Origin of the sequence: Neisseria sp. HMSC061B04, assembly GCF_001836705.1 — a bacterium.
Taxonomy (GTDB): Bacteria; Pseudomonadota; Gammaproteobacteria; order Burkholderiales; family Neisseriaceae; genus Neisseria.
Genome location: NZ_KV830178.1, coordinates 57908 through 76113 on the forward strand (window position 1 = coordinate 57908; position 18206 = coordinate 76113).

At 48.5% G+C, this 18206-nt stretch carries 15 protein-coding genes; 10 read left to right on the forward strand and 5 right to left on the reverse strand.

All coding sequences use genetic code 11. The features are described from left to right. Positions 1-63: 63 nt before the first annotated feature. From aceE to mpl, 5 genes are all read left to right on the forward strand, one after another. Complete coding sequence (gene aceE, locus HMPREF2661_RS02590) at positions 64-2727, forward strand: pyruvate dehydrogenase (acetyl-transferring), homodimeric type (RefSeq protein ID WP_049349813.1); 2664 nt, start codon at positions 64-66, stop codon at positions 2725-2727. Between the two features lie 148 nt (positions 2728-2875). Then, positions 2876-4477 (forward strand): dihydrolipoyllysine-residue acetyltransferase, encoded by a 1602-nt coding sequence (aceF, locus tag HMPREF2661_RS02595; RefSeq protein WP_070822265.1) that lies wholly within the window; start codon positions 2876-2878, stop codon positions 4475-4477. Positions 4478-4554: 77 nt separating this feature from the next. Then, the gene (lpdA, locus tag HMPREF2661_RS02600; RefSeq protein WP_070822266.1) at positions 4555-6333 is read left to right on the forward strand and encodes a dihydrolipoyl dehydrogenase; all 1779 of its coding nucleotides are present in this window, start codon (positions 4555-4557) and stop codon (positions 6331-6333) included. Positions 6334-6422: 89 nt separating this feature from the next. Continuing rightward, positions 6423-6761, forward strand: a complete 339-nt coding sequence (locus tag HMPREF2661_RS02605; protein ID WP_003746874.1) for a P-II family nitrogen regulator — start codon at positions 6423-6425, stop codon at positions 6759-6761. A gap of 404 nt (positions 6762-7165) precedes the next feature. After that, on the forward strand, positions 7166-8542 hold the full coding sequence (gene mpl / locus HMPREF2661_RS02610) for a UDP-N-acetylmuramate:L-alanyl-gamma-D-glutamyl-meso-diaminopimelate ligase (RefSeq protein WP_070822267.1): 1377 nt from the start codon (positions 7166-7168) through the stop codon (positions 8540-8542). A 69-nt stretch (positions 8543-8611) separates the two neighbouring features. Here mpl and HMPREF2661_RS11130 read toward each other — a convergent pair whose 3' ends face one another. The 5 genes from HMPREF2661_RS11130 to lon all read right to left on the reverse strand — a co-directional run bounded on the left by HMPREF2661_RS11130 (position 8612) and on the right by lon (position 14168). Further along, positions 8612-8740 carry a FeoB-associated Cys-rich membrane protein gene (locus HMPREF2661_RS11130; RefSeq protein ID WP_003683546.1) on the reverse strand — a complete coding sequence of 43 codons (129 nt, stop codon included), beginning with the start codon at positions 8738-8740 and terminating at the stop codon, positions 8612-8614. Then, positions 8737-10605: a ferrous iron transporter B gene (locus tag HMPREF2661_RS02615; protein ID WP_049336637.1), complete on the reverse strand. Its 1869-nt coding sequence runs from the start codon at positions 10603-10605 to the stop codon at positions 8737-8739. The genes HMPREF2661_RS11130 and HMPREF2661_RS02615 overlap by 4 nt, the downstream gene beginning before the upstream one ends. A gap of 27 nt (positions 10606-10632) precedes the next feature. Further along, positions 10633-10902, reverse strand: a complete 270-nt coding sequence (locus HMPREF2661_RS02620; protein ID WP_003746882.1) for a FeoA family protein — start codon at positions 10900-10902, stop codon at positions 10633-10635. 351 nt (positions 10903-11253) lie between these two features. Then, complete coding sequence (locus HMPREF2661_RS02625) at positions 11254-11523, reverse strand: HU family DNA-binding protein (RefSeq protein WP_003683413.1); 270 nt, start codon at positions 11521-11523, stop codon at positions 11254-11256. Positions 11524-11708: 185 nt separating this feature from the next. After that, positions 11709-14168 (reverse strand): endopeptidase La, encoded by a 2460-nt coding sequence (gene lon / locus HMPREF2661_RS02630; RefSeq protein WP_070822268.1) that lies wholly within the window; start codon positions 14166-14168, stop codon positions 11709-11711. A 213-nt stretch (positions 14169-14381) separates the two neighbouring features. Between lon and HMPREF2661_RS02635 the strand changes: the two genes are divergently transcribed. From HMPREF2661_RS02635 to HMPREF2661_RS11740, 5 genes are all read left to right on the forward strand, one after another. After that, positions 14382-14657: an HP0495 family protein gene (locus tag HMPREF2661_RS02635; protein ID WP_003746890.1), complete on the forward strand. Its 276-nt coding sequence runs from the start codon at positions 14382-14384 to the stop codon at positions 14655-14657. Beyond that, positions 14657-15259, forward strand: coding sequence for a lipoyl(octanoyl) transferase LipB (gene lipB / locus HMPREF2661_RS02640; protein ID WP_049323192.1), 603 nt, complete (start codon positions 14657-14659; stop codon positions 15257-15259). The genes HMPREF2661_RS02635 and lipB overlap by 1 nt, the downstream gene beginning before the upstream one ends. Before the next feature lie 133 nt (positions 15260-15392). Next, positions 15393-16373, forward strand: a complete 981-nt coding sequence (gene lipA, locus HMPREF2661_RS02645) for a lipoyl synthase (protein WP_070822269.1) — start codon at positions 15393-15395, stop codon at positions 16371-16373. 60 nt (positions 16374-16433) lie between these two features. Continuing rightward, positions 16434-17135: a hypothetical protein gene (locus HMPREF2661_RS11735; RefSeq protein ID WP_234398649.1), complete on the forward strand. Its 702-nt coding sequence runs from the start codon at positions 16434-16436 to the stop codon at positions 17133-17135. 36 nt (positions 17136-17171) lie between these two features. Further along, positions 17172-18182, forward strand: coding sequence for a hypothetical protein (locus tag HMPREF2661_RS11740; RefSeq protein WP_234398650.1), 1011 nt, complete (start codon positions 17172-17174; stop codon positions 18180-18182). Positions 18183-18206: the final 24 nt, after the last annotated feature.

The window sequence follows — 18206 nt, forward strand, 5'->3', positions numbered from 1 at the left end:
ACAAACGAAAATATCGGGGTACTACTCCGTCATTGAAAAACACTCAACACAAGGATAGATATTATGTCCACCCAATTACACGATGTTGACCCAATTGAAACCAAAGAATGGTTAGACGCGTTAAGCTCTGTTTTAGAATACGAAGGCAGCGAACGTGCCCAATACCTGCTGGAAAGTTTGGTCAAATACAGCCGTGACAAAGGCATTCGCATGCCTCACGGCACCACTACTCCATATTTGAATACTGTTTCCGTTGAAAACGAAAAAGGCATTCCCGGCGACCAAAACATCGAGCACCGCATTCGTGCTTTCGTACGTTGGAATGCCGCGGCCATCGTATTGCGCGCAGGTAAAAAAGATTTGGAATTGGGTGGACACATTGCATCTTTCCAATCTGCTGCGACCATGTACGAAGTCGGCTTCAACCACTTCTGGAAAGCCAAAGGCGAAGGCGAAGAAGGCGATTTGGTATTCTTCCAAGGTCATGCCGCCCCCGGCATTTATGCACGTGCTTTCGTTGAAGGCCGTCTGACTGAAGACCAATTGAACAACTTCCGTCAAGAAGTTGCCGGTCATGGTCTGCCTTCCTATCCTCACCCTCACCTGTTGCCTGACTTCTGGCAATTCCCAACCGTATCTATGGGTCTTGGCCCATTGATGGCGATTTACCAAGCCCGTTTCCTGAAATACTTGGAATCTCGCGGTCTGGCTAAAACCAAAGGCCGTAAAGTATGGGTATTCTGCGGTGACGGTGAGATGGACGAGCCAGAAAGCCAAGGTGCTATTGCCCTGGCTTCACGCGAAGGCTTGGACAACTTGGTATTCGTCATCAACTGTAACCTGCAACGTTTGGACGGCCCAGTACGCGGTAACGGCAAAATCATTCAAGAGCTGGAAGGCAACTTTGCCGGCGCCGGCTGGAATGTTGTGAAAGTCATCTGGGGTCGTCGTTGGGACCGCCTCTTGGCAAAAGACAAAGATGGCATTCTGCGCAAACGCATGGAAGAATGCTTGGACGGTGACTACCAAACTTACAAATCCAAAGACGGCGCATACGTCCGTGAACACTTCTTCAATACCCCTGAACTGAAAGCATTGGTTGCCGATATGACCGATGATGAAATTTGGGCATTGAACCGCGGCGGCCACGACCCTCAAAAAGTGTACAACGCTTACGACCGCGCAGTGAACCACGCTGACGGCAAACCTACTGTCATTTTGGCTAAAACCATTAAAGGTTACGGCATGGGTGCATCCGGCGAAGGCCAAAACGTTGCCCACCAAGCCAAAAAAATGGACAAAGCTTCTCTGAAACAATTCCGTGACCGCTTTGACATTCCTGTTACCGACGAGCAAATCGACAGCGGCGACCTGCCTTACCTGACTTTTGCTCCCGACAGCGAAGAATACAAATACCTGCATGCACGCCGTGAAGCTTTGGGTGGCTACCTGCCTCAACGCAAACCTACCCAAGAAGTTCTGGAAGTGCCTGAACTGTCAGCATTTGAGACTCAACTGAAATCCAGCGGCGACCGTGAATTCTCAACCACCATGGCTTTCGTCCGCATCCTGTCTACTTTGCTGAAAGACAAAAAAATCGGCAAACGCGTGGTGCCTATCGTTCCTGATGAAAGCCGTACGTTCGGTATGGAAGGTATGTTCCGCCAATACGGTATTTGGAACCCTAAAGGCCAACAATACACTCCTCAAGATAAAGACCAACTGATGTTCTATAAAGAATCTGTTGACGGTCAAATCTTACAAGAAGGTATTAACGAACCAGGCGCCATGGCTGACTGGATTGCTGCTGCGACCAGCTACGCAAACAACGACTTTGCCATGATTCCTTTCTACATCTACTACTCTATGTTCGGTTTCCAACGCGTTGGCGACTTGGCATGGGCAGCAGGCGATATGCATGCACGCGGCTTCCTGTTGGGTGGTACTGCCGGCCGTACAACACTGAATGGCGAAGGTTTGCAACACGAAGACGGCCACAGCCACATTCAAGCAGACTTGATTCCAAACTGTGTAACTTACGATCCGACATTCCAATATGAAGTAGCCGTTATCGTACACGATGGCTTGCGCCGTATGTATGTTAACCACGAAGACGTGTTCTACTACATCACCTTGATGAATGAAAACTACACCCATCCGGACATGCCTGAAGGCGTAGAACAAGACATCCTGAAAGGTATGTACTTGCTGAAAGCCGGCGGCAAAGGCGATAAAAAAGTCCAATTGATGGGTTCCGGCACCATCCTGCAAGAAGTGATTGCCGGTGCCGAATTGCTGAAAGCCGACTTCGGCGTAGAAGCAGACATCTGGTCTTGCCCATCATTCAACCAGCTGCACCGCGATGCCATCGAAGTGGAACGCTTCAATCGTCTGAACCCATTGGAAACTGCAAAAGTACCGTTTGTTACTTCTCAACTGCAAGGTCATGACGGTCCGGTTATTGCCGCTACCGACTACATCCGCAGCTATGCTGACCGTATCCGCGCCTACATCCCTAACGACTACCACGTCTTGGGTACCGATGGCTTCGGTCGCTCCGACAGCCGTGCCAACCTGCGCAGCTTCTTCGAAGTTGACCGCTACAACGTTGCCGTTGCTGCATTGAGCGCTTTGGCCGAACAAGGCAAAGTCAGCAAAGAAACCGTTCAACAAGCCATTGAAAAATATGGCATCAAAGCCGATGCAGCTCCTAGCTGGAAACGCTAATTGATGTTTCAGACGGCCTGTTTGCTTCATGCCGACATTAGGCCGTCTGAAAACCAAACGCTTGAATGGTTTGAACAGACAAACTGTACCGATGCCGTGTGAAACAGTTTTCAGACGGCATCACACTGAAAATATTAAAGGAACTCAAATGAGTATCGTAGAAATCAAAGTCCCTGATATCGGCGGTCATGAAAACGTCGACATCATCGCTGTAGAAGTTAAAGCAGGCGACACCATTGCCGTTGACGACACCCTGATTACTTTAGAAACCGACAAAGCCACTATGGACGTACCTGCCGATGCAGCAGGTGTAGTAAAAGAAGTGAAAGTTAAAGTCGGTGATAAAATTTCCGAAGGCGGTGTGATTCTGACCGTTGAAACCGATGCCGCCGCTGCCGATGCAGCTCCGGCTCCTGCAGCTCCGGCTGCCGCTCCTGCTGCAGCCCCTGCAGGCGGTGCAACTGTAAAAGTCGTTGTACCGGATATTGGCGGTCATACAGATGTAGACATTATTGCCGTTGAAATTAAAGTTGGCGACACTGTTGCCGTTGACGACACTCTGATTACTCTGGAAACCGACAAAGCCACTATGGACGTACCATGTACAGAAGCCGGTGTGGTTAAAGCCGTATTTGTAAAAGTTGGCGACAAAGTATCTGAAGGTTCTGCCATTATCGAAGTAGAAACTGCCGGTTCTGCCGCAGCAGCTCCTGCACCAGCCGCTCAAGCTGCCGCACCTGCACCAGCCGCTGCTCCGGCTCCTGCTGCCGCTCCAGCACCAGCCGCTGCGCCTGCTCCGGCTGCACCTGCAGCTGCCAAAATTGACGAAGCTGCATTTGCCAAAGCACATGCCGGTCCTTCCGCACGCAAACTGGCACGCGAATTGGGCGTAGATCTGGGTCAAGTCAAAGGTACCGGTCTGAAAGGCCGTATCATGGGCGAAGACGTTAAAGCCTTCGTTAAATCCGTTATGCAAAGCGGTGCTGGCAAACCTGCCGCTGCTTCTTTGGGCGGCGGTCTGGACTTGTTGCCATGGCCTAAAGTTGACTTCTCTAAATTCGGCAGCGTCGAAGTTAAAGAGTTGTCTCGCATTAAGAAAATTTCCGGTCAAAACCTGTCTCGCAACTGGGTTGTGATTCCTCACGTTACCGTACACGAAGAAGCGGATATGACCGAATTGGAAGAATTCCGCAAACAGCTGAACAAAGAATGGGAACGCGAAGGCGTGAAACTGTCTCCGTTGGCGTTCATCATCAAAGCCTCTGTTTCTGCGCTGAAAGCCTTCCCTGAATTCAACGCCTCTCTGGATGGCGACAACCTGGTGCTGAAAAACTACTTCAACATCGGTTTCGCTGCCGACACGCCAAACGGCTTGGTTGTTCCAGTAATCAAAGACGTGGATCAAAAAGGTTTGAAACAAATCAGCCAAGAGTTGACCGAATTGTCTAAAAAAGCCCGCGAAGGCAAGCTCAAACCGCAAGAAATGCAAGGCGCATGCTTTACCATTTCCAGCTTGGGCGGTATCGGCGGCACAGGCTTCACTCCGATCGTGAATGCTCCTGAAGTTGCCATCTTGGGCGTGTGCAAATCCCAAATCAAACCGGTTTGGAACGGCAAAGAATTTGCTCCTCGCCTGATGTGCCCATTGAGCTTGTCCTTCGACCACCGCGTCATCGACGGTGCGGCCGGTATGCGCTTTACCGTATTCCTGGCTAACCTGTTGAAAGACTTCCGCCGCATTACTCTGTAATCCAAGCATTTTCAGACGGCCTTTTTACTCAGGCCGTCTGAAAAAGGAAGTCCGAACATCATTCAGAAAGATTAGACATGAGCTTAGTTGAATTAAAAGTGCCCGACATTGGCGGTCACGAAAACGTAGATATTATTGCGGTTGAAGTAAATGTAGGTGACACCATTGCTGTGGACGATACTCTGATTACTTTGGAAACCGATAAAGCCACTATGGACGTACCTGCCGAAGTTGCGGGCGTAGTCAAAGAAGTTAAAGTTAAAGTCGGCGATAAAATCTCCGAAGGCGGCTTGATTGCAGTCGTTGAAGCCGAAGGTGCGGCTGCCGCCCCTAAAGCCGAAGCACCAGCTGCTCCTGCACAAGAAGCCCCTAAAGCTGCTGCTCCTCAAGCTGCACAATTTGGCGGTTCTGCCGATGCCGAGTACGATGTGATTGTATTGGGTGGTGGCCCCGGCGGTTATTCCGCTGCATTTGCCGCAGCCGATGAAGGCTTGAAAGTGGCCATCGTCGAGCGTTACAAAACTTTGGGCGGCGTTTGCTTGAACGTCGGCTGTATCCCTTCCAAAGCCTTGTTGCACAACGCTGCCGTTATCGATGAAGTACGTCACTTGGCTGCGAACGGTATCAAATACCCAGAACCAGAACTCGACATCGACATGCTGCGCGCTTACAAAGACGGCGTGGTTTCCCGCCTGACTACCGGCTTGGCAGGTATGGCCAAAGGCCGTAAAGTAGACGTTATCCAAGGCGACGGTCAATTCTTGGATCCTCACCACCTGGAAGTGTCGCTGACCACCGGCGATGTGTACGAGCAAGCGACTCCTACCGGCGAGAAAAAAATCGTTGCCTTCAAAAACTGTATCATTGCAGCAGGCAGCCGCGTAACCAAACTGCCTTTCATTCCTGAAGATCCACGCATCATCGATTCCAGCGGTGCACTGGCTCTGAAAGAAGTACCGGGCAAACTGCTGATCATCGGCGGCGGTATCATCGGCCTTGAAATGGGTACAGTTTACAGCACGCTGGGTTCACGCCTCGACGTTGTTGAAATGATGGACGGCCTGATGCAAGGCGCAGACCGCGACTTGGTGAAAGTATGGCAAAAACAAAACGAATACCGTTTTGACAACATCATGATTAATACCAAAACTGTTGCTGTCGAGCCTAAAGAAGACGGCGTTTACGTTACCTTCGAAGGTGCAAATGCACCTAAAGAGCCACAACGTTACGATGCCGTACTCGTAGCTGCCGGTCGTGCGCCTAACGGCAAACTGATCAGCGCCGAAAAAGCAGGCGTTGCCGTAACCGACCGCGGCTTCATCGAAGTTGACAAACAAATGCGCACCAACGTGCCACACATCTATGCCATCGGCGATATCGTCGGTCAACCGATGTTGGCACACAAAGCCGTTCACGAAGGCCACGTTGCCGCTGAAAACTGTGCCGGCCACAAAGCCTACTTCGACGCACGCGTTATTCCGGGCGTTGCCTACACTTCTCCTGAGGTGGCATGGGTTGGCGAAACCGAGTTGTCTGCCAAAGCCTCCGGCCGCAAAATCACCAAAGCCAACTTCCCATGGGCAGCTTCCGGTCGTGCGATTGCCAACGGTTGCGACAATGGTTTCACTAAGCTGATTTTTGATGCCGAAACCGGCCGCATCATCGGCGGCGGTATCGTTGGCCCTAACGGCGGCGATATGATCGGCGAAGTCTGCTTGGCCATCGAAATGGGCTGCGATGCAACTGACATCGGCAAAACCATCCACCCACACCCAACCTTGGGCGAATCCATCGGTATGGCTGCGGAAGTGGCATTGGGTGTATGTACCGACCTGCCGGCTCAGAAAAAGAAATAAGTTCACTCAAATAAAGTTTGAACGAACTTAATGGAACAAAGGCCGTCTGAATGTTTCAGACGGCCTTTTCTCAAATAAGGAGATTCAATATGAAAAAAATCGAAGCCATTATCAAACCTTTCAAACTCGACGATGTACGCGAAGTCTTGACCGAAATCGGCATTACCGGCATGACTGTCAGCGAAGTTAAAGGCTTCGGTCGCCAAAAAGGTCATACGGAAATTTATCGCGGCGCAGAATACGCGGTTGATTTCCTGCCCAAAGTAAAAATCGAATTGGTATTGGCTGATGACAAAGTCGATCAGGCTGTTGATGCCATTTTAGAAACCGCACATTCCGGCAAAATCGGTGACGGTAAAATCTTCATTTATCCAGTTGAAGAAGCCATCCGCATCCGAACCGGCGAACGTTCGGATGCCGCGCTTTAATAGAAATCACAAGATACAGAATACAAATGCCGTCTGAAAAAAGCCATAACTTGTTTTAATCAGGGCTTATTTTTCAGACGGCATTATTTAAATAACACCCACCCATTTTCTAAAATCTATCCAAGTAAACCTATTACTAAAAACCTCACACTATCAAGCATGGATGATTTCAAGGCAATGCTTCACCTGACCTTCATGAACGACTTTACCATCTTAAATAACTCTTTCCAAAGTAGTGCTTACCCAATCCCATACTTGCAAAACTTCAACGCCCTCCTTTTAAAATCAAATCCCTTATATTTTTTTCCTATTCTTATTGTTGTCTAACTTTTCAGACGACCCCTTTATCCAAACTCCGTTATAATGACGGCTTTACAATTAATTTATCCAAAGACAGTCTTATCATGAAACACATCCACATTATCGGTATCGGCGGCACATTTATGGGCGGCGTAGCGGCTATTGCCAAAGAAGCAGGTTTTAAAGTCAGCGGTTGCGACGCCAAGATGTATCCGCCGATGAGTACCCAGCTCGAAGCCTTAGGCATTGACGTACACGAAGGCTTTGATGCCGCTCAATTGGACGAATTTAAAGCCGATATTTACGTTATCGGTAATGTTGCCAAACGCGGCATGGATGTGATCGAAGCCATTTTGAACAAAGGCCTGCCTTATACTTCCGGTCCGCAATGGCTAGCTGAAAACGTATTGCACCGGCACTGGGTGCTCGGAGTAGCCGGAACACACGGCAAAACGACTACAGCCTCCATGCTGGCATGGGTCTTAGAATATGCCGGCCTCGCACCGGGCTTCCTCATCGGTGGCGTACCGGAAAACTTCAGCGTTTCCGCACGCCTGCCGCAAACGCCGCGCCAAGACCCGAACAGCAAATCGCCGTTTTTCGTCATCGAAGCCGACGAATACGACACTGCCTTTTTCGACAAACGCTCCAAATTCGTACACTACCGTCCGCGTACCGCCATTTTGAACAATCTGGAATTCGACCACGCCGACATTTTTGCCGATTTGAGCGCCATTCAAACCCAATTCCATCATTTGGTACGCACCGTGCCGTCTGAAGGCTTAATCGTCTGCAACGGACAACAACAAAGCCTGCAAGATACTCTAGACAAAGGCTGCTGGACGCCCGTAGAAAAATTTGGTACCGAACAAGGCTGGCAGGTTGGTACCGTCCATGCCGACGGCTCGTTCGACGTACGCCATCACGGCGAAACGGTCGGACATGTCGCTTGGGAACTGATGGGCGAACACAACCGCATGAACGCCCTCGCCGTTATCGCCGCCGCGCGTCATGCCGGAGTCGATATTCAGACCGCCTGTGAAGCTTTGAGTGCATTTAAAAACGTCAAACGCCGCATGGAAATCAAAGGCACGATAAACGGCATCACTGTTTACGACGACTTTGCCCACCACCCGACCGCCATTGAAACCACCATCGAAGGTCTGCGCCAGCGCGTTGGTAATGCCCGCATCCTCGCCGTCCTCGAGCCGCGCTCCAACACTATGAAACTCGGCACCATGAAAGCCGCCCTGCCCGCAAGCCTCAAAGGTGCCGACCAAGTGTTCTGCTACGCCGGTGGCGTGGACTGGAACGTCGCCGAAGCCCTCGCGCCTTTGGGCGACAAGCTGCACGTCGGCAAAGACTTCGATGCCTTCGTTGCCGAAATCGTGAAAAATGCCGAAGCAGGCGACCATATTTTGGTCATGAGCAACGGTGGTTTCGGTGGAATACACGGAAAGCTGTTAGAAGCATTGAAATAAGCTTTCTCCAATAACCAAGGCCGTCTGAAACAGTTTCAGACGGCCTTTTACTTATCTAACCCTCTTTATTTAACCGCAACCGCCACATTTACCACAACCACTACTGCAGTCGCGTTTTTTCGGTTTGAACACGAATTTTCGCAAGAGGAAGAATACGCAGGCGAGCATAATCAAGCCGACGATAATATATTGAGTCATGATGATAGTATCCTTGAAGAAATTTGGTAAACCACGAATGCGGCAAAATAAGCCATCAGGAACAAATAGCCTGTAATCATAAGCATATTTTTCGTGGATTTGGTTTCGCGTCTAATCACGGTCAAAGTCGCGGCACACATCGGAGCATACACATACCAAGCCAAGAAGGCAAAGGCAGTCGGCAAGCCCCAGTTGTTGTGTATGATGGGAATTAATGCGTTTTGTACGGCATCTTCAGACGACGCGCTGACGGCATAAACGGTACCCAATGCGGCAACGACCACTTCGCGCGCGGCAATACCCGGAATCATGGCGATACACATTTCCCAAGTAAAGCCCAAAGGTGCAAAAAACGGCTGAATAGCATGACCAAGCGTACCTGCCAAGCTGTAATCGATGGCGGCACCGGTTGCGCCTTCAGGCGGTTGCGGCCAGCTTACCAAGCCCCACAGAACCACGGCCAACGCAAAAATGATGGTACCCGCGCGTTTCAGGAAGGCTTTTACCCTATCCCACAAGCTGGTCATGATGTGTTTGAAGTTAGGCGTACGGAAAGTCGGCAATTCCATCAAAAGTGGGAATTGTTGCACGTTGCCTTTCATCCGCGCCAAGCGTTTCATGATATACGCTGCCAATGCAGCCGACAGAATGCCTACGATATAAAGAATAAACAATGTCAGGCCTTGCAGGTTGAAAATCCCACCCACTGTACGGTCAGGAATAACAGCGGCGATAATCAGCGCATACACTGGCAAACGTGCGGAACAAGTCAGCAACGGCGCAACCGCGATGGTAACAAGGCGTTCGCGCGGGTCGTTAATGGTACGCGCCGACATCACGGCAGGAACGGCACAGGCAAAGCTGGACAAAAGGGGAATAAACGAACGGCCGGACAAACCGCTTTTTGCCATGATGTTATCCAGCAGGAAGGCTGCACGCGGCAGATAGCCTGAGTCTTCCAATAGCAGGATAAAGGCAAACAAAATCGTAATCTGCGGCAGGAACACCAACACGCTGCCCAAACCGGCAATGACGCCGTTGACGAGCAAGTCGCTGAGGATGCCCGGCTCCATGTTGGCGCCTATCCATTCGCCCAGCGCGGTAAAGCCACCTTCGATGGCGTCCATAATCGGCGCCGCCCATGTGTAAACCGCTTGGAACACCATAAACAGGATGACCAGCAGCATAATCATGCCCCAGACGGGGTGCAGCACGATGTCGTCGAGTTTTTTGTGCCATGCGGGCAGCGTCATCTGGGTGCGTACCACTTGTGCCAAAATCGATTCGACTTCTTGATAAAGTTTGTCGCTATCCAGCGCATCGAGCGTGCGTTCGGCAGAGGCGGGGTTTGCGGGGAAAGAGCGTTTGCGCGGCAGCTTCGCCACGGCTTCGCGTACAGCCTGTACACCCGACGCGCTCACTGCAACTGTTTCCAAAACAGGTGCATCCAACAACTCGCTCAGTTTGGCCGCGTCGATATTCAAGCCCCTTTTGCGGGCCACGTCGCTCAAATTCAGCGACACCACCATAGGCAGTCCCAGCGTTTTCAGTTCCAAAATCATGCGCAGGGTCATACGCAGGTTGGTCGCGTCGGCAACGGCAATAATGGCATCGGGCGGAATGCCCATCTTGCCTACCATTACATCTTTCGCCACCGCTTCGTCGGGGCTGGTCGTGCGTAGGCTGTATGTGCCCGGCAGGTCGATAATGCGGACGGCCTCGTCGTCGAGGAAGGCGCCCTCGCGCTTATCGACAGTTACGCCCGGATAATTGGCAACCTTGGCATGTGAGCCGGTCAAACCGTTGAACAAAACGGTTTTGCCGCAGTTTGGCGCGCCAATCAAGGCAAAATAGCTTAGTTCCATCATTTTTCCTTATTCTTTCAGACGGCCTTAAACGGCCTCAACGATACGACACATAATCTTCCCGGCCTCTTCCGAACGCAGGGAAAATTGAGATTGGTTACCCAAACGTACCGCAAACGGGCCTCTCCCAAAACCACCCACTGCAATCACTTGCAACGGCATTCCGCTGGAAAAACCCAAATCTGCAAGACGACGGGTTACCAAGGTATCCAAATCACCAAAAACAGGATTGGGAGCAATGGAATCAATATGTACGACTGCGCCTTTTTTCAGGCGCGACAAAGGAACAGCAGACATAAGTCTCTCTTTTCTTTTTGTTTTAAAAATAGATTATTGAAAAAACGTGAGAAGTATGATGAATGTGTAGCACATTTGAAAGATTGTTTACGAATGGCTATTTGCCCCTTCTTTCGATAAGTGCGGTTTGTTTTGAATACTGTTATTGTTTCCCTTAATGATAAGGTATATCAATATAAAAATCAAATGTAGGCAGGAGAATTAAAAAAGCAGAAATCCTTTGATTGTTTGGGTTTCAGCCTTTATATACACTCGATAAACTAAAGGCCGTCTGAAAAGTTTCAGACGGCCTTCAAAATAAAAAACCGAATAGAATCGGTTTTTTATTCCTATTCAGGAAAAAACGCTCAATTACAGAGCATCTTTTAATGCTTTACCGGCACGGAATTTAGGCGTTTTAGCAGCAGCAATAGTCAAAGGCTCGCCAGTTTTAGGATTGCGGCCTTGACGTTCGGCGCGTTCGCCGACGTAGAAAGTACCGAAACCGACCAGAGTAACAGTGTCGCCGTTTTTCAACGCGTTGGTTACGGCATTAGTAGTAGCATCCAAAGCTTTTTGCGCAGCAGATTTGGAAATGCCGGCTTCTTGAGCAATTGCTTCGATCAATTCAGACTTGTTCACAATTAGTCCCTTCCTATCGTAAAAAATGATGAAATGCCCGAATACTCGGGGCTTAAGCACTTTTAAAGCACATACGCACTTTATAGCAATTCTGAAATTATCATGTCAAGTAAAAGATGTGGAATTGCCCTATTTTTGTGGCATTCAGGGCAAAACCACATTTTTTGCAACATCAGACGGCCAACTTAATGCTTGGTTGCTTTTGTTCTTGACTTCGTCTTAGGAGTTTGCACGGTCTCGGCAACTGCCAATTCGGCAACCCATTGCTCAGGCTGAGTTTCCAGACCCAAAGCCAACACTTCATCAATCCATTTGACCGGATGGATGGTCAGACCGGTTTTGACATTTTCAGGGATATCTTCCAAATCTTTGACGTTGTCTTTCGGAATCAATACATGCTTGATGCCGCCACGCAAAGCAGCCAGCAGTTTTTCTTTCAAACCGCCGATCGGCAACACTTCGCCACGCAAAGTGATTTCACCGGTCATCGCCACATCCGCACGCACCGGAATTTTGGTAAAGGCAGAAACCATCGCCAAAGTCATGGCAATACCTGCGCTCGGACCGTCTTTCGGCGTCGCACCTTCCGGCACATGGATGTGAATGTCTTTCTTCTCGTAAAAATCAGGAGCCAGACCCACTGATTCAGCACGGGAACGGACAACCGACCATGCGGCCGATACCGATTCTTTCATCACGTCACCCAGTTGGCCGGTACATTGAATCGTACCTTTACCCGGCAAGGCAACTGCCTCTACGGTCAACAACTCGCCACCGACTTCGGTCCAAGCCAGACCAGTTACCTGACCGATGCGGTTTTCGCTTTCGGCCACACCATAGTCGAAACGGCGCACGCCTAGATAGTCATGCAGATTTTTCTCAGTAACTTTAATCGCCTTAGCCTTAGCCTTGCTTGCTGTTTTGGATTTGGACGCTTTTTTCTTGTCCTCATTCAAGGTAACCTGCATTACTACTTTACGGCAGATTTTGGCAATTTCTCGATCCAACGAGCGGACGCCGGCCTCGCGGGTGTAGTAACGGATAATATCGCGCACTGCACTTTCATCAACCACCAACTCGCCCTCTTTCACACCATTGCGCTTCATTTGTTTCGGCACAAGGTATTGCATGGCGATATTGATTTTTTCATCTTCCGTATAACCGGACAGACGGATGATTTCCATACGATCAAGCAGCGGAGTCGGGATATTCAAGCTGTTTGAAGTGGCAATAAACATCACATCGCTCAAATCATAATCGACTTCGGCATAGTGGTCGGCAAACTTGTTGTTTTGCTCAGGATCCAGCACCTCAAGCAATGCACTGGCCGGATCACCGCGGAAATCGCTGCCCATCTTGTCGATTTCATCAAGAAGGAACAATGGATTTTTCACCCCTGCTTTTGCCATGTTTTGCAGGATTTTGCCCGGCATAGAGCCGATATAGGTGCGGCGGTGGCCGCGGATTTCGCTTTCATCACGCACACCGCCTAATGCCATACGCACATATTGACGGCCTGTGGCTTTGGCAATTGATTCGCCCAAGGAAGTTTTACCGACCCCCGGAGGGCCGACCAAACACAAAATCGGGCCTTTGAGCTTATCCATACGTTTTTGAACGGCCAAATATTCCAAAATACGTTCTTTGACTTTTTCCAAACCATAGTGGTCGGCATTCAAAATCAAATCAGCCTTGGCAATATCTTTGCTGACACGGGATTTTTTCTTCCACGGCAGCTCAAGCAAAGTATCGATATAGTTGCGCACGACGGTAGATTCCGCAGACATTGGCGGCATCATTTTCAGTTTTTTCAATTCAGACAGACATTTTTCTTCAGCCTCTTTGCTCATGCCTGCTTCTTTGATTTTGTTTTCCAGCGCATCCAGCTCGCCGCGCTCGTCTTCTTCGCCCAACTCTTTCTGAATCGCTTTTACTTGCTCATTCAAGTAATACTCACGTTGGGATTTTTCCATTTGACGTTTTACACGGCCACGAATGCGCTTCTCGACCTGCATGATGTCGAGTTCGGCTTCCAACTGAGCCAGCAGAAATTCCAAACGCTCAACAATGCCGGCAGTCTCCAGCACATATTGACGCTGCTCTAATTTCAGCTGTAAATGCGCGGCAATAGTATCGGCAAGACGGCTGTTGTCATCGATACTGCTGATGGTGCTGATGACTTCGGCAGGGATTTTTTTGTTCAATTTCGCATATTGCTCAAATTGAGTCAGCAAGGTACGGCGCAAGGCTTCAATTTCAGGATTGTCCTTGTCGCTGTTTTCATCAATCGCCTCAACATGGGATAAAAACAGTCCGCCTGTTTCGTCAACCGTCAATGCGCGCGCACGACGGATACCTTCTACCAACACTTTAACGGTGCCGTCAGGCAGCTTCAAAACCTGCAAAACTTGGGCAACCGTACCAGTTTGGTGCAAATCTTCGGCTTTAGGGTCTTCTGTATTAGGGTCAAGCTGGGCCAACAGGAAAACCGGATCATCATTGGCCATTGCCGCCTCAAGGGCTGCAATCGATTTAGGACGACCGACGAACAGCGGCAATACCATATGCGGATACACCACGACATCGCGTAAAGGCAAAGTAGCCAGCGCACTGTATTCCTCGAAATATTTGTCTTTTGTCGGCATAGTTAATAATCTCAATCATTGTTAAATCAGAATGTAGCTCAAAATTGGGCTGAAGCGCTCCATTTCAAGACTTGAAAACAGCTTATCCGCACCTATTTTCAAAAACATCATTTTTAATAGCCCGATATGGACGTTTACGATAAAATATATCGGATTTTGGGCCGTCTGAAAACTTTTCAGACGGCCCTGGCTAACCAAACAAGGTAGTAAACCATGACAGACTCAACCGAAAAAAAATCATTAATTGAATTCCCTTGCACCTTCCCTGTAAAAGTCATGGGCGCGGTTCATCCGGAATTTGAATCCGCCATCTTGGAAACCGTGCGCAAACATGCTCCCGATACCGAGCCGCACCACATCACTACGCGCCCAAGCAGCAAAGGCAACTATACCGGCGCGACTGTCCATGTAAATGTTGAAAATCAAGAGCAGTTGGACAATATCTACCGCGACCTGACTTCCCACGAATTGGTTAAAGTGGTGTTGTAATGAAAATCGTGCACAAAGGCTTGGTCGATTACCTGCCGACTTTCGAAGCCATGAAGGCATTCAATGCCTCGCGTGACGAAAATACCGAAGACGAATTATGGGTGGTCGAACATCCGCCCGTATTTACCCAAGGCTTGGCCGGTAAGCCCGAACACCTCCTCATCCGCGACGATATACCCGTTGTCCAAATTGACAGAGGCGGTCAAATTACTTATCACGGTCCCGGCCAATTGGTCGTCTATACGATGATCAATTTCAAACGCCGTAAGACCAGTGTGCGCCATATCGTTTCCGCACTTGAAAACAGCATCATCGCCACCTTGGCAGAATACGGCATTGAAGCAGCCGCCGATCCCAAACGTCCCGGCGTTTATGTCGGCGAGCGTAAAATTGCTTCCCTCGGCCTGCGTATCAAAGACGGCTCCGTTTACCACGGTTTGGCGCTCAACGTGAGCATGGATTTAAGTCCGTTTACCCACATCAATCCCTGCGGTTATGCCGGTATGGAAATGACCCAAATTGCCGACTACGTCTCTCCGGCACCCAGTTTGGCAGAAGTTGCAGACAAGCTGACCAAGCATTTACAAAAAGAGCTGGCATAAGGCCGTCTGAAAAAATCCAGTCACACTGCCATCTTTTAACCGCCCTCTGAACTTTTACCCATAAACTTTTAGGTACAAATCCTCCTATAAGCTTTTCAGACGGCCTTTATAACGACAGAAAGAACACATCACCATGAGTGAAGAAGTAAAAAACGACCCCAAACGCGGCATCAAACTGAAAGGTGCAGACAAAACTGCACGCATTCCGATTAAAGTGGTTCCATTGGAACAAAAATTGAAAAAGCCCGAATGGATCCGCGCCAAATTGCCGGGCAAGAAATTCTTTGAAATCAAAAACATTCTTCGCGAACAAAAAATGCATACCGTGTGCGAAGAAGCATCTTGTCCCAATATCAGCGAATGCTTTACCAAGGGTACGGCCACATTCATGATTATGGGCGATATTTGTACCCGCCGCTGCCCATTCTGCGACGTTGGCCACGGCCGCCCGAATATGCTGGATCCTGATGAGCCTAAGCACTTGGCCGAATCCGTCAAAGCCATGAACCTGCGCTATGTCGTCATTACATCTGTCGACCGAGACGACTTACGCGATGGCGGCGCACAACACTTCGCCGACTGCATCAAAGCCATCCGCGAAACCAGCCCGAATACCAAAATCGAAATCCTCGTTCCCGACTTCCGCGGCCGCTTGGACATCGCATTGAAAATCTTGGCAGAAACACCGCCTGACGTGATGAACCACAACTTGGAAACCCATCCGCGCCTGTATAAAAAAGCCCGTCCGGGTGCCAACTACCAGCACTCCCTCGACCTTCTGCGCCGCTACAAAGAAATGATGCCACATATCCCGACCAAATCCGGCATTATGGTCGGCCTGGGCGAAACAGACGAGGACGTGCGCGAAATCATGCACGATATGCGTGCCAACAATATCGAGATGATTACCATCGGCCAATATCTGCAACCTTCAGACGGCCACTTACCCGTCTTGCGCTATGTAACGCCTGACCAATTCAAAGTTTTTGAAAAAGAAGCATACGAATTGGGCTTTACCAATGCCGCCATCGGCGCAATGGTTCGTTCCAGCTACCACGCTGACGAACAAGCAGCAGAAGCTTTGCGTGAAACTGTGAATTCTAACAATAAATGATACTGAACATCGCTCTTTGGTGCTATACATCGCTAAATGGTGCTAACATGGAATAACAAGATGCCGGTGATCCAGATTAAAGAATTTCCCAACGACGGAAGAGTTTGGAGAATTGATTGGTTCGGAGCAGTACGAAAAAACGATAACGTACCTACGGAACCGACCATCGACGTTTATCTCAGACCTGTATCAGTAACAGACAAAACGTCTATTGCTGATTTTGGCTGGTTAAATAAAGAGCGAATATGCTGCACTATTGGTGTTGGACAACTGCCGGTACTTACTATCGGTTCTCTTTGGAAAAACGGTAAGTTATTGGATTACCAAGTTATCGTGCCTAGTAATTTACCAAACGTTAACATAGCTGAAGATTCTGTACGTTTGATTGAAGCAGCGCATAAAGATCAAACCGGTTATATCATCAATAAAGCTGCCTTTGATATTGGCGGTTTCAAAAATGGATTATCTGCAAGATGTTTGGCTATTGAATCTGATGGAGATCCCTATTCAATCATTATTCCCGTTGCTGAAGTTATTCGTTTTTATTACGCCATTTCAACCAATTTGGCCAAGATTGCTTTTTTGGGGTCATATGAAACTAATTTCGATCAAATCATCGGTGAGCGATGCGGTTTTGATTCAAAAACCAAGATTCTCATAATCCATTTACGACAATGGCTTTACGATAATGAGGGATGGGTTTTGGGTAGGATTTTAAGGGACAAAAATGCACAGCAGGGATTTTTCCAAATTCATCGTTAGTTAGTCAAACAATCAGTGGGGAAGTATCATCAGCCGATGCCGGAAACTAATTTCCCGTTTCAAGGAAAAACAGATTGGGCTGCACGCTGCCTAAGTTTTACTAGCGGTGGAAAAGTTCGTACCTTAATCTTAGAATTATTGCGTTGTACTGCTCCCTTTCCTTTTTCTAATTTAGTGGTTATTAGAGACAATGATGGCAGGCAAGCATCTCCAGAAACTGATCTACCGGAATCAAATAAACGTCCTTATCTAAGGAACCAGAGATTAAAATCTGGTACTTCAAAAAAACTGCATAGCATAGAAGAACCTGTGCAGAATATGAAAAGAATGGTTATTGACTATGTAAAAGAACGTTTTGGAGATCTTTGGAATAAAGAACTCATCAAGCCTGAAAAAGAGTTTTGTAATTATAGAAAAACAGACTTACTGTTTTTACCGCCATCGGAATCGACCACAGCATTGGGAACCGGCGACGGTACATCAGGACAGTCCAAAACTGCTCCCATTTCAATCTCTATTAATGTTGGAAAAGAAACAGGCATCGCTCAAAAGCTACGTTCTCACAGTCGTTCCGAAGCTCTGCCTGCTACCTTTGAAAATATGATGGCCGCTGTCCGATATTTATCAGAGAACTATCAAGATAAAGGTGTTACGGCAAAAGTATGGCCGACCCTATATATACCGTTAACTTCTAATCGTAGCAGTCAATGGTCTTATTTAGATACTTCTGCAACAACAACCAACCTAGTCAAAACTCCAAGAAGAGTTTTAATTGCCGAACTCAATATAGATAATATGCTATTTTGGTTGGTGGAGTTTGAACAAAGAGAATCAGAATCCTTAACTGCTGCTATGATATATGGAGCAAGTTCAATGAAGACTGAAGAAATAAAAAAAATCTTGCATTCGCTTGCTAAGTCAAAAGGAATTTGGAAAAATATTTCAACAAACGGAAAGTTTCATATCAGGTCTATGAAGCATAGTTGGCCTAGCATTGAGGAGTATGCTTTATCTATCTATAAAATCTGTTCAACAATTTCCGGTTAAAATATCCTAGAGCTATCTTTATCA